Origin of the sequence: Syntrophorhabdus sp. (assembly GCA_012719415.1) — a bacterium.
In the GTDB taxonomy this organism is placed as follows: Bacteria; Desulfobacterota; Syntrophorhabdia; order Syntrophorhabdales; family Syntrophorhabdaceae; genus Delta-02.
Map to the genome: position 1 here is coordinate 1 of JAAYAK010000126.1, position 10718 is coordinate 10718.

The following is a 10718-nucleotide window of genomic DNA, read 5'->3' on the forward strand; positions in this document are numbered from 1 at the left end:
CCTCATCGGGTACGATAATAATGTCACCCACGGTAAAGTCCTTCTCGAGGATGTTCCTGATGGCCGGGCCGCTCGTGTCGACACGCTCTCCCCGGGAGCCTTTGTCGCTCACCGTGATGACCTGTACGCGATAGCTCATGCAATGACCTCCAATTCATCTCCCACCGAGACACCACCCGTGAGGCCTTTGCCCGTAAGGAGACGACAGGTCCCGACGTTGTGTTTCTTCTCGCCCTTCTCTTCACTGACATTGACGGAGATGATCGTTCCTTTCATGCTCACCTTCTCAGGATGCCTTTCTCCTGTATGTGCCGCTTTTCCCCCCGCTCTTCTCGAGGAGATAGAAGGGCCCGAGCTCGATACCCTTGTCCACAGCCTTGCACATGTCGTAGATCGTGAGACCCGCGACGGTCGCTGAGGTCAGGGCCTCCATTTCGACGCCCGTCTGTCCCTTCGTCCTGACAGTCGAGATGATCTCCACGGTGTGACCCGCATCGTCGAAGCGGAAATCGACGTCGACATGGGTAATGGCGAGAGGGTGACACAGAGGTATCAGGTCATGGGTCTTCTTCGCCGCCATGATCCCCGCGATCTTGGCAACGGTGAATATGTCTCCCTTGGGTCCCTGCCCCCCGCGTATGAGCGCGTAGGTCCCGGCAGCCATGGTTACCCTGCCCGACGCCACCGCCTCCCTCTCAGTCTCCTTCTTCCCCGACACATCAACCATCCGGGCCTTCCCGTCACTATCAACATGACTCAATTTCGCCAAACCAAACCCCCGTCTATTCTTTTGCCTTTCCCCTGGAACATGGAACCTGAAACCTGCGGCAATCTCTTTTTTTCGTCTTTCCTATCACCCGTCACCTATCACCCATAACCCGTCTTCTATCCTCCTATATTCCTCAAGCTCCTCTGGCATTTCCGTATCGCACCCATTTCGAGCTTCCTTTCCGGTTTCACCTTTACGACGCCGCGAATGAACTCCTTCACCTCTTCGTCGCTCTTGCCCGATCTCATGAGCGCCTTCACGTCGTATTCCACATCGGAAAAGAGACAGGGACGTATCATGCCCCTCGAGGTCAACCGGATCCGGTTGCATTCCGCGCAGATATGGCTGGACACGGGACTGATAAAGCCGATCCTTCCCGATCCTCCCACTATGTCGAAGACCTTCGCCGGGCCCTTGCCCGGTCTCAGCGAGGGGACAAGCTCGAACTCCCGGCGGATGATCTCTTCTATCTCCCGTGACGTTATGATCTCGGTGGATTTCCAAAGCGACATGTCACCAAAAGGCATGAACTCGATGAACCTGATCTCGTGGTCCCACTTCCGCGCGATACGGACAAAATCGAGTATCTCGTCATCGTTGAAGTCCTTTATGATGACCGTATTTATCTTGATCGGGTTCAGTCCGGCATAGGAGGCCTTCTTGATGCCGTCGATCACCCTGTCAAAGGCGTCGATGCATGTGATCCAGGCAAACCTGTCTTTTCTCAATGTATCGAGGCTGATGTTGATCCGTTTCAGCCCCGCCTCCTTCAGTTCTTCCAGATGGTCCGCGAGAAGGACGCCGTTCGTGGTAAGACTGATATCGGTGATCCCCTCTATCGCCCCGATCTCCTTGAGGAGATGAGGCAAGTCCTTTCTCGTCAGCGGCTCACCCCCGGTCAGGCGTACCTTCCTGACCCCCAGCGAGGCGCATATCCTGACGAAACGGATGATCTCCTCGTAGGAAAGGACCTCCGTATGGGGGATGAACGGAAAATCGCCGTCGACACAATACCTGCAGCGCAGATTGCACCGGTCGGTGACGGAAATGCGCACGTAGTCGATAACCCTGTTGTAGTCGTCTATGAGCTTCATAACATCAAATAACCCTGTCCTCCGGAAGGCTTCAGTGGCCTCCGCTGTTTCCGGTCTTTGCTCTCTCAACACATAGAGAAGCCCGCGGTCCCGGGACCCCCATCCTGGATTCTCATCGGCGGCCCGGCCGCTATCAGCAAAGACACGCACTATAATACCCGTAAACTGGCATTTTTTCAACAAGGCAGGTAGAGGCGATAGGACCTATAGGATGGATAGGACCAATAGGACCTATGGGGCCTATAAGACAGATAGGACCAATAGGACGTGTTGAGGTGCAATTGCCCGCCCGAAGCAGAAAATCGACCCGTCCTATAGGTCCTAAGCGTCCTATGGGTCCTATTTGTCCTATAGGTCATATCGTCTTATCTGTCCTATTCTCTTATTCGTCCTATCCTCTCCTATTGGTCCTATCAAATTCCCAGCCGTCCTCTGCTTGCCCCTGTCTCCTATTCCTTCTTGAGTAATTCCCCGAAAACAGTTATCATTACTTTATGGAAACCAAACCGACAAGGATAATCCTCATCGACTTCGAGAACATTCAGAAGTTCGACTTCGACAACATCGACACTACCAACACGAGTATTGCCATTTTTGTGGGCAAGTCCCAGAACAAGATCCCCTTTTCCCTTGTCGAAAGGGCCCAGGCTTTCGGGGACCGCCTGATATGGGTGAAGATAGCCGGGGACGGCAAGAACAATCTCGATTTCCATCTCGCCTTCGAGCTGGGAAGGCTCAGCGAGAGAATGGACAAGGACGTGGAGATCGTCATACTCTCGAAGGACAGCGGATATGATTCTCTCATCAGGTACGTGAACGAGATGGGCATAAAAACGCGAAGGATAGCCAATCCCGCCGAGCTGTCCGACAGCAAGAAACAGCTTCCTTCATCGAACTTCACCAATTACATCGTCAACAATCTGAACAAGATCGACGGGCAGAAGCGGCCCCGGACAATGCGGACCCTCAGGAAACACATCGAATCACTCCTTCGCGACAAGGCGGGAACCGGCGAGATAGACGCCATACTCGAAGAGATGTTCATAAAGGGCCTCTTGAGCGAGATAAACAACCGCCTCAAGTACACCTTCGACGCGGCCGAAGAAGACAGGTAATGGGTCATAGGTGATGGGTTATGGGAAAACCCGTCCAACACACCTCCTTCCCCTGGCCTGTTCTCACTGATTCTTTTTTCCCATTACCTATAACCCATCACCTATTACCTGTTTTTATCAGGACAAGAGGGTTCTCCCAGTCGAAGAGCACTCCCCTGTCTTCCGAGGCGATGACCTTCATATGTTCCGGTCCGAGTTCTCCGAGATGGACCTTTTCCTTGGAGACGGTGCCAGGCAGGACTTTTTCGTTGACGAGCCGGGCGAATCGTTCCGGTCTGGGGGGCCAGATGATAAGCAGTCCCTTTTCTCTCTTCACCCGCGCGAAGAGATAGACGGGGGCCCCGCTCTCAGTTTCTTCCCTCAGGTTCGCGAAATGCCACGCCCCGGTCTTGAGGAGCATCACGTCGGCCGTCTTCAGGGCCATCTCCCTGGCACCCTCCATCCAGGAAAGCCTCAACTGCCCCTTGCGGCCATCTTCCACCCTTACCACGACAGGGCCGCCATCGGCGGCCGTCCATGTTCCTTCCCATTCCCCGGGGTCGACGGGAAAAGGCGCATCCCCGATGGGCCGCCCGGAGGTGACCACCGAGCACCCCCATCCGCCGAGAAGAGCGAGAAGACCCAGCACAAGCAGATATCTTTTCATCACGGCACCTCCCGGTCATATACTCCAATTGTAAACGATGAGCAAAACGTTTACAATGAACAGGTCCGGTGAGGTCAAGGGCGGCAAGGGAGGAGAGAAAACATGAGGAAACCAGGAATGTCGCGGGTATTGGCCCTGTGCGTCGCGGGTGCTCTTGCCTTCATACCCCTGTGGCTTACCGCAACGGAGCAGAGGTATTTCCACCTCGGCGATCTGGGGCTCGAGGGGGGCGGCGTGATCCGGGATGCCCGCCTCGGCTACCGAACGTTTGGCGTCCTCAACGCCTCCCGGTCGAATGCGGTCGTCTTCCCCACGTGGCTCATGGGAACATCGGGAGACCTGGCGGCCCTTATCGGCCCCGGAAAGGTGGTGGACAGTTCCCGATATTTCGTTGTTGCCATCGACTCCTTCGGGAACGGGGTGTCCTCGTCGCCCTCCAACAGCACGGGGCAGAAGGGCCGGTCATTCCCGGACCTTACAACAGGCGACATGGTGCGTGCCCAGCTGCGGCTGATCACGGAAGAGCTTGGCATACCGCGCCTTCACGCCGTGGTCGGCATTTCCATGGGCGGCATGCAGGCATACCAGTGGATGGCGACATGCCCCGACCGCGTCAGGAAAGTGGTCCCCATCACGGGCACACCGGGGCCTACCTCCTACGATCTCCTCCTTTACAGGACGGAGCTTGCCGCGCTTGAAGCCAACGGTGATGGAAAAGGCTGGGACGACAGGTCTCTCTCGGTGGTGGCAGGGATCGACGCCATGATGTCGAACACGCCCGGCCACTTCATCGACACCGTCAGGGGCCACGAGGGGCTCCCTGCCCATCTCGAGAGGATCACAAAAGACATGGGGAGACAGGACCCCCGGGATCGCGCGTCCCAGTTGAAGGCAATGATAGGACACAACGTCACCGCAGTTCTGAAAAAGTCCGCCGGCACCGCCGGGAAGACCGTCCCCCGGGTGCTAACGGTGGTCTCGAAGCGGGACCTCATGGTGAATCCCGGCCCGGCGCTGGAACTGGCAGATCTTTCAGGGGCACGCACGCTGGTCCTTGACAGCGGTTGCGGGCACTACATCTTCCAATGTGAATTCGACAGGATCGCGGCGGCGGTCTCGGCATTTCTGGACGAGTGAGGCAGGAGAAGGGCCTAAGGGAAGATCCTGGTGATCATCCTGAGTTTGTCCTCCATCTCCTTGCGCCCCGTGATGTCTCGGAGATAGACAAGTGAGCCGGGTTCGCCCATGTAAACGACGGGCGTCGCCGAAACCTCGATGTAGATGATGGACCCGTCCCGGTGCATGCCCTTGAACTCGTACCTGTCGGGAACCTTTTCGCCTTTCTGGCGCTTATGATTGATGGCAAGAACGCGTTTTCGGTCATCAGGGTGGATCGTCACGGATATGCTCTTCCCCACGACATCGTCGGCGCTCCGATACCCGAACATCTCCGCCAGTTTCCTGTTCACGTAGATATAGTCCTCTCCACGAACTATCGCCACGCCATCGTTCGAGTTTTCGACGGCTATCCTGTACCGCTCCTCCGACTCGCGCACGAGCCTTTCGGCGGCCTCTCTCTCGGTCACGTCCCTGCCCATGAAAAGGATACCGCCGCCTTCCCTTTGATTCAGGGCCATTCCGGTCCATTCGATGACCACGATGGAACCGTCGGGCCGGCTGGCGGTGACCCTGGCGGACCCGCCCGTTTTTCCGTTCTGCTGTATGGCCTCTAAACACCCGCGCACGGCCTCGGCCCCCGAGGTATCCAGAAAATCCTCCATCAGCCGGCCTATGAGGTCCCTCGGATGACCGATCCCGAAGAGGTTGTATGCCGCGCTGTTGGCGAATATGATCCGCCCGTCGGCAAGGGTGAGGATGGCGTCGGGAAGGATCTCGACGAGCTGGCGAAACCTCCTTTCACTCTCGAACAGGGCCTCTTCGACCCTTTTGCGCTCCGTGATGTCCTCGACGACGGAGACCACCCTCGCTATCTTGCCCCTCTCGTTCTTGAGGGGCGTGGAATTGACGCTGACATACGCCGTCGACCCGTCTTTCTTGACCATCTGGTACTGCTTGTTGTACGAAGAACCTTTCTTCACGACCTCCTTGAGTATCTCGAAGGCACGATAGAGGTGGTCGGGATGAAAAAGGGCGGCTATCGACCTCCCGATGACCTCCTCTCTCTCATAACCGAGAACCTCCCTGATCTTTCCGTTACAATCGACGATCTGCCCCTTCTTGTCGACTATGGCGATCAGGTTCGCCGCGGACTCGAAGATCGACCGGTAATTGTCCTCGCTCGCACGGAGCGCGAGACCGCCCTTCTTTATGGCGTCCCTCAACTTCCTGTGGTCCTTCAAAAGATCCAGAAGGTGTTCCGCCTTGAGGGTTTTCATCCCTTCCTGACCGGACATTATGGGGTCACGGAAGAGAAAGTTCTCGTAGATGTCGTCGCCGATGATGAGAGTGGGATAGGTTGCCAGGACACGGAACAGGGCGCCCGGTGAGAGCCGGTCGAGGCCGTACATGAAGACCATGAGGCACTTTTCGCTGACCATGGCCTCGACGCGGTCGATGGCGGCGGGAACCCAAAGGTTCTCCTCTCCGGCCTGGTTCAGCCGGACGGTGTCGTCAACGGCTATCCGCAGGGAGGTGTACGCCGGATCCGGTGTGTCCCCGGAGGGCAGAGGGTCCGGACCGATGAGGGCCATATCCCGTGCCAGCTTCTCGCACGAATCCGACTCGCTCTTTTCCACCTGGAGCTGACCTGCCGTCATGACGGAATCCACGTCGATCCCGCTTTGTCTCAGAGACTCGAGAAGATCGTCCGCGCTGTGATCCGCGGCAAAGTAGATGATCTTTTCTCTCTTATCCAGCCCCTGGCGGATAAAGGACAGAGCGAAGGCGTTCGCTTCCGACTCGCTCTCATAGAGAAAACAGTGATAGTCGCCTGGCTTTAGCGATCTGAGTCTTGTCACCTACCTACCCGCTGTAACCCCTGTTGTGTCACCGGACCCGTACCCAAGTCTCTTTTTATCATATCATGTTCGCTTTTTCTTCAAAAAATTGAAAGACTTCGGAAATGAAACGATATGGGGGATCGCAGGAGGCCGGTAATTCGAAGGGAATGATCGCTTCCGGCAATGAACACGGAAGTAAACTCAGAATACCCCGGCATCCCTACCGGAGCATCCAGTGGATCGAGGCGCCGCATATGATGAGAAAGGCAACGAGAACGGTGAGTATCGTCTGCCATTCCCATTCACCCATCTTAACGACCTCGCGCCAGCTGCAACGGGTGCAGTAAAAGACCTTGCGGCCTGCGAACTTCAGGAGCCACTCCACAGGATGAAGCCGGTAGCTCCGTTTCACTTCAGCGCCGCACCGCGGACACGACAGCGATGTCAGGGCGCACCGCAGATACAGTGGCCCCATGTCGGACGCTGTTCTGTGGGCATTGAACTGAATGAGGTCTTGAAGATGGGTGTGGTCGGCAAAAAAATCGAGGTCTTTGAGTCCCCTGTTACGCTCCTCCACGGAAACATGGAGATCGCCTTTCGGTTTCCGCACTGCGCTTTGTTCCATCAACACCCCCCCGGACGTGGATTTCCCGTGATAAAATGCATTCAAGCATAACGCGTCAACTGCCGGTCAAAAAACTTATATAATGCCGAAGGCGGGATTTGAACCCGCACGAGTCTCCCCGCCACCCCCTCAAGATGGTGTGTCTGCCACTTCCACCACTTCGGCATTTCTTGTCATTTCGTCCCTTGCGCCGGAGCGTTCTGTTGCTGGCTCTGCGCCGGCACGTTTCTTATGCTGCTTCCCTTATGACTATAAGTATACGCAAGCACAAGACTTGTCAACATAAAAACAACCGCTGCTATCGTTGTCAGTTTCGTCATGAAACCTGAAGACCCGGAGCTGCCGAAAAGGGTCTGGCTTGATCCGCCGCCGAAGGCAGCCCCCATGTCCGATCCCCTTCCTGTCTGCAAAAGTACGATGAGGATCAGGGCGATCGCTATTATCACGTGTATGATGGCAACTACTATTGTCATTGATCGTTCTCCAAAGCGCGGCTTATTATACCAAGAAAACTTCCAGATTTCAAGGATGCACCGCCGACAAGTGCACCATTTATGTTTTTCATGGCGATCAATTCCCCGAAATTCTCCGCCGTGACGGAACCGCCATAGAGTATCCGCACGTTCAAACAAGCGTCTTTGTAAAGATCTCGCAGGATATTACGAATAAATCCATGGACTTCCTCCGCCTGGCCCGGCGTCGCGTTCTTTCCGGTGCCTATCGCCCACACGGGTTCATAGGCGATGGTGACGTCTGCCATGTCGGTTATCCCCGCCAGGGCCTTCTTCACCTGGATCCCCACAACGAACTCGGTGATGCCCGCCTCGCGTTCTTCATCGGTCTCGCCGACGCAGACAATGGGCTTCAATCCCACTGCCAGGCATTTCTTCGCCTTGAGGTTCACGCCTTCGTCGGTCTCATGGAAATATTTCCTCCGTTCCGAGTGACCGATAATGGCGTACGTGCAGCCGGCGTCCTTGAGCATCGCCGGCGATATCTCGCCCGTATAGGCCCCTTTGTCCTCGAAGAATATGTTCTGGGAAGCGAGGGCGATGCCGCTGCCGCTTATGACATCATGCACGCTCTTCAAGACCGTGAAGGACGGAGCAAGGACAACCTCGCCGCGCCCCGCGATATCGGGCAGGCCGGCGACGATCTCCTTCGCGAGCGCCACCGCCTCTCCCGTCGTATTGTTCATCTTCCAATTCCCTGCCACCATCCATGCTGCCATCTTAACCTCCGCAGGATTCAAGGGCCTCTACGGCCGGCATCGTCTTGCCTTCGAGAAGTTCGAGGAACGCCCCGCCGCCGGTGGATATGTATGATATCCTGTCGCTGACACCCGCCTTATGGACAGCCGAATCGGTATCGCCGCCGCCGATGATCGACAGGGCGCCTGAGTCGGCGACGTCCTTTGCCAGGCCAAAGGTCCCCTTGCTGAACGCATCGAGTTCGAACATGCCCATGGGACCATTCCAGACGATCGTCTTCGCCTCTTTCACGGCGTTCCCGAAGATCTTCGCCGTCTCCGGCCCGATATCGAGGCCGAGGGCATCCTGTGGTATCTTTTCGACGGCAACGATGTTTGTCGCGGCACCCGCTTCCGCCTTGTCGGCAACGACGCAGTCGACGGGCAGGAGGATCTTCACGTTCTTCGCCCCCGCCTTGTCCATGATGCTCTTCGCCTTGTCGAGCATATCGTTCTCGCAGATGGACCTGCCGATCTCAAGACCCCTTGCCTTGAGAAAGGTGAAGGCCATCCCGCCGCCGATTATGAGCATGTTGACGGTATCGACGAGGTTTTCGAGGACACCGATCTTGTCCGAGACCTTCGCGCCGCCGATGATGGCCGCAAGCGGCCGGGCCGGGTCCTTCATTGCCTTGTTGAAATAATCGATCTCATCCTTCAGAAGGAACCCTGCCGCGCATGCCTTCACGGCCTGGGTGATGGCCGAATTGGATGCGGCCTTCCTGTGAGCGACGGCAAAGGCATCGTCTATGTAGACGTCGCACAGTTTCGCGAGCTCCGCGGCAAAGGCGGGATCGTTCTTCTCATCGCCGATGTGAAACCGAAGGTTCTCGAGGAGGATGACATCGCCGGGTTTCATCGAAGCCACCGCGCCTCCCGCCTTCTCGCCCACGCAGTCGTCGACGAAGGGGACCTCTTTCCCGAGGAGGCCCGAAAGAGCGGCCGCGCAGGGCTTTAACGTCAGTTTGTCCACCCTCTGACCCTTCGGCCTGCCCATATGGGATATGAGGACCAGCTTTGCGCCTTTCTCCATGCAGTAGCGGATGGAGCGAAGGTGGGCCCTGATCCTCGTCGTGTCGGTAATGTTGCCGTTCGCGTCGACGGGCACATTGAAGTCAACGCGCATGAGCACCCTCTTTCCAGCAATGTCAACTTTGTCAATAGAATTCATTTGTTACCCCTTCCTGTTTCCTTATTATTTCATAACGAACGACAACAGATCGAACATGCGGTTGGAGAAACCCCATTCATTGTCGTACCAGGAAAGCACCTTTATCATGTTCCCGCCTATGACGGTCGTATTGTCCATATCGACGATGGAGGAATGGCTATTGCCATTGAAATCGCGGGAAACGAGAGGCTCTTCCGAGCAGGCCAGGATCCCTTTCATGGGCCCTTCCGCATATTCCTTGAATTTTTTGTTTATGTCTTCCTTGGTTGTTTTGGTGGAAAGCGTGGCGACGAAATCGACGAGGGATACATTGGGTGTCGGGACCCTGATGGCCAGTCCGTCGAGCTTGCCCTTCAGTTCCGGAATGACCTCGGATATCGCCTTCGCCGCCCCCGTAGTCGTGGGGATCATGGATATGGCCGCCGCCCTAGCCCTGCGAAGGTCCTTGTGGGGCTCGTCGAGAACGACCTGATCGTTGGTGAAGGAGTGTATCGTCGTCATCAGTCCGTACTCGATGCCGAACTCTTTCTGAAGGATCTTCACGATCGGGGCCAGGCAGTTGGTCGTGCAGGACCCCATGGAAATGACGTGGTGTTTCGTCTTGTCGTACACTTCCTCGTTGACCCCGAGAACGAAGGTAACATCGGGGCCCTTCGCGGGAGCCGATATGACGACCTTTTTCGCCCCCGCCTTGAGGTGCCTTTCAGCGCCCGCCCGGTCGGTGAACTTTCCCGTGCTCTCCAGGACGACATCAACCCCCAGATCCTTCCAGGGGAGGGACTCAGGTTCCTTCATGGCATATGCCCTGATCTCCTTGCCGTCGATGATGATGGCGTCTTCCTTGTGCTTCACGTCGGAGTTCATGATGCCGTGGACAGAGTCATATTTCAGGAGATGGGCAAGCGTTCTGGGATCCGTAAGATCATTGACGGCAACGAATTCGACATCCTTCCTGTTGAAACCGGCCCTGAGGACAAGTCTACCGATCCTTCCAAAACCGTTGATCGCGACCTTCACGGACATATCGACCTCCCCTTATTTTTTTACAATACTAATAGAAAGACCGTGTGATGTCAACCTCTTATTGGC

General features: G+C 56.3%; 13 protein-coding genes and 1 tRNA gene. 2 read left to right on the forward strand and 12 right to left on the reverse strand.

All coding sequences use genetic code 11. From position 1 onward, the window contains the following. The 4 genes from GXX82_07850 to moaA all read right to left on the reverse strand — a co-directional run. The coding region (locus GXX82_07850) for a molybdenum cofactor biosynthesis protein (GenBank protein NLT22946.1) at nucleotides 1-139 on the reverse strand (139 nt) is incomplete at its 3' end. Further along, entirely contained in the window at nucleotides 136-276 is a 141-nt protein-coding gene (locus tag GXX82_07855; protein ID NLT22947.1) for a hypothetical protein, read from the reverse strand. The genes GXX82_07850 and GXX82_07855, both read right to left, overlap by 4 nt. A 10-nt stretch (nucleotides 277-286) precedes the next feature. Further along, nucleotides 287-769, reverse strand: a complete 483-nt coding sequence (moaC, locus tag GXX82_07860) for a cyclic pyranopterin monophosphate synthase MoaC (protein NLT22948.1) — start codon at nucleotides 767-769, stop codon at nucleotides 287-289. Between the two features lie 116 nt (nucleotides 770-885). Beyond that, complete coding sequence (gene moaA, locus GXX82_07865) at nucleotides 886-1863, reverse strand: GTP 3',8-cyclase MoaA (GenBank protein NLT22949.1); 978 nt, start codon at nucleotides 1861-1863, stop codon at nucleotides 886-888. Between the two features lie 494 nt (nucleotides 1864-2357). Between moaA and GXX82_07870 the strand changes: the two genes are divergently transcribed. Further along, the gene (locus tag GXX82_07870) at nucleotides 2358-2978 is read left to right on the forward strand and encodes a hypothetical protein (GenBank protein ID NLT22950.1); all 621 of its coding nucleotides are present in this window, start codon (nucleotides 2358-2360) and stop codon (nucleotides 2976-2978) included. Between the two features lie 97 nt (nucleotides 2979-3075). Here the strand turns inward: GXX82_07870 and GXX82_07875 are convergent, their stop codons facing one another. After that, nucleotides 3076-3624 (reverse strand): hypothetical protein, encoded by a 549-nt coding sequence (locus GXX82_07875; protein NLT22951.1) that lies wholly within the window; start codon nucleotides 3622-3624, stop codon nucleotides 3076-3078. Nucleotides 3625-3726: 102 nt separating this feature from the next. Here GXX82_07875 and GXX82_07880 point away from each other — a divergent pair, with 102 nt between their 5' ends. Beyond that, nucleotides 3727-4761 carry an alpha/beta hydrolase gene (locus GXX82_07880; protein ID NLT22952.1) on the forward strand — a complete coding sequence of 345 codons (1035 nt, stop codon included), beginning with the start codon at nucleotides 3727-3729 and terminating at the stop codon, nucleotides 4759-4761. Nucleotides 4762-4775: 14 nt separating this feature from the next. Here the strand turns inward: GXX82_07880 and GXX82_07885 are convergent, their stop codons facing one another. The 7 genes from GXX82_07885 to gap all read right to left on the reverse strand — a co-directional run bounded on the left by GXX82_07885 (nucleotide 4776) and on the right by gap (nucleotide 10652). After that, the gene (locus tag GXX82_07885; GenBank protein NLT22953.1) at nucleotides 4776-6602 is read right to left on the reverse strand and encodes a PAS domain S-box protein; all 1827 of its coding nucleotides are present in this window, start codon (nucleotides 6600-6602) and stop codon (nucleotides 4776-4778) included. A gap of 202 nt (nucleotides 6603-6804) precedes the next feature. Next, nucleotides 6805-7209: a hypothetical protein gene (locus tag GXX82_07890; protein ID NLT22954.1), complete on the reverse strand. Its 405-nt coding sequence runs from the start codon at nucleotides 7207-7209 to the stop codon at nucleotides 6805-6807. Nucleotides 7210-7292: 83 nt separating this feature from the next. Next, nucleotides 7293-7374, reverse strand: a tRNA-Leu gene (locus GXX82_07895). 8 nt (nucleotides 7375-7382) lie between these two features. Then, entirely contained in the window at nucleotides 7383-7682 is a 300-nt protein-coding gene (secG, locus tag GXX82_07900; protein ID NLT22955.1) for a preprotein translocase subunit SecG, read from the reverse strand. Next, a complete protein-coding gene (locus GXX82_07905) occupies nucleotides 7679-8440 on the reverse strand; it encodes a triose-phosphate isomerase (GenBank protein NLT22956.1) in 762 nt (253 codons plus the stop codon). Before GXX82_07905 ends, secG begins: the two co-directional genes overlap by 4 nt. A 1-nt stretch (nucleotide 8441) precedes the next feature. Further along, a complete protein-coding gene (locus GXX82_07910; GenBank protein NLT22957.1) occupies nucleotides 8442-9629 on the reverse strand; it encodes a phosphoglycerate kinase in 1188 nt (395 codons plus the stop codon). Between the two features lie 24 nt (nucleotides 9630-9653). After that, nucleotides 9654-10652 (reverse strand): type I glyceraldehyde-3-phosphate dehydrogenase, encoded by a 999-nt coding sequence (gap, locus tag GXX82_07915; GenBank protein NLT22958.1) that lies wholly within the window; start codon nucleotides 10650-10652, stop codon nucleotides 9654-9656. Nucleotides 10653-10718: the final 66 nt, after the last annotated feature.

Excerpts from the sequence above, each read along its gene's own strand:
- GXX82_07855 (NLT22947.1), bottom strand. The coding sequence starts at position 276 with ATGAAAGGAACGATCATCTCCGTCAATGTCAGTGAAGAGAAGGGCGAG.
- moaA (NLT22949.1), bottom strand. The coding sequence starts at position 1,863 with ATGAAGCTCATAGACGACTACAACAGGGTTATCGACTACGTGCGCATT.
- GXX82_07870 (NLT22950.1), top strand. The coding sequence starts at position 2,358 with ATGGAAACCAAACCGACAAGGATAATCCTCATCGACTTCGAGAACATT.
- GXX82_07875 (NLT22951.1), bottom strand. The coding sequence starts at position 3,624 with ATGAAAAGATATCTGCTTGTGCTGGGTCTTCTCGCTCTTCTCGGCGGA.
- GXX82_07880 (NLT22952.1), top strand. The coding sequence starts at position 3,727 with ATGAGGAAACCAGGAATGTCGCGGGTATTGGCCCTGTGCGTCGCGGGT.
- GXX82_07890 (NLT22954.1), bottom strand. The coding sequence starts at position 7,209 with ATGGAACAAAGCGCAGTGCGGAAACCGAAAGGCGATCTCCATGTTTCC.
- secG (NLT22955.1), bottom strand. The coding sequence starts at position 7,682 with ATGACAATAGTAGTTGCCATCATACACGTGATAATAGCGATCGCCCTG.
- GXX82_07905 (NLT22956.1), bottom strand. The coding sequence starts at position 8,440 with ATGGCAGCATGGATGGTGGCAGGGAATTGGAAGATGAACAATACGACG.
- GXX82_07910 (NLT22957.1), bottom strand. The coding sequence starts at position 9,629 with ATGAATTCTATTGACAAAGTTGACATTGCTGGAAAGAGGGTGCTCATG.
- gap (NLT22958.1), bottom strand. The coding sequence starts at position 10,652 with ATGTCCGTGAAGGTCGCGATCAACGGTTTTGGAAGGATCGGTAGACTT.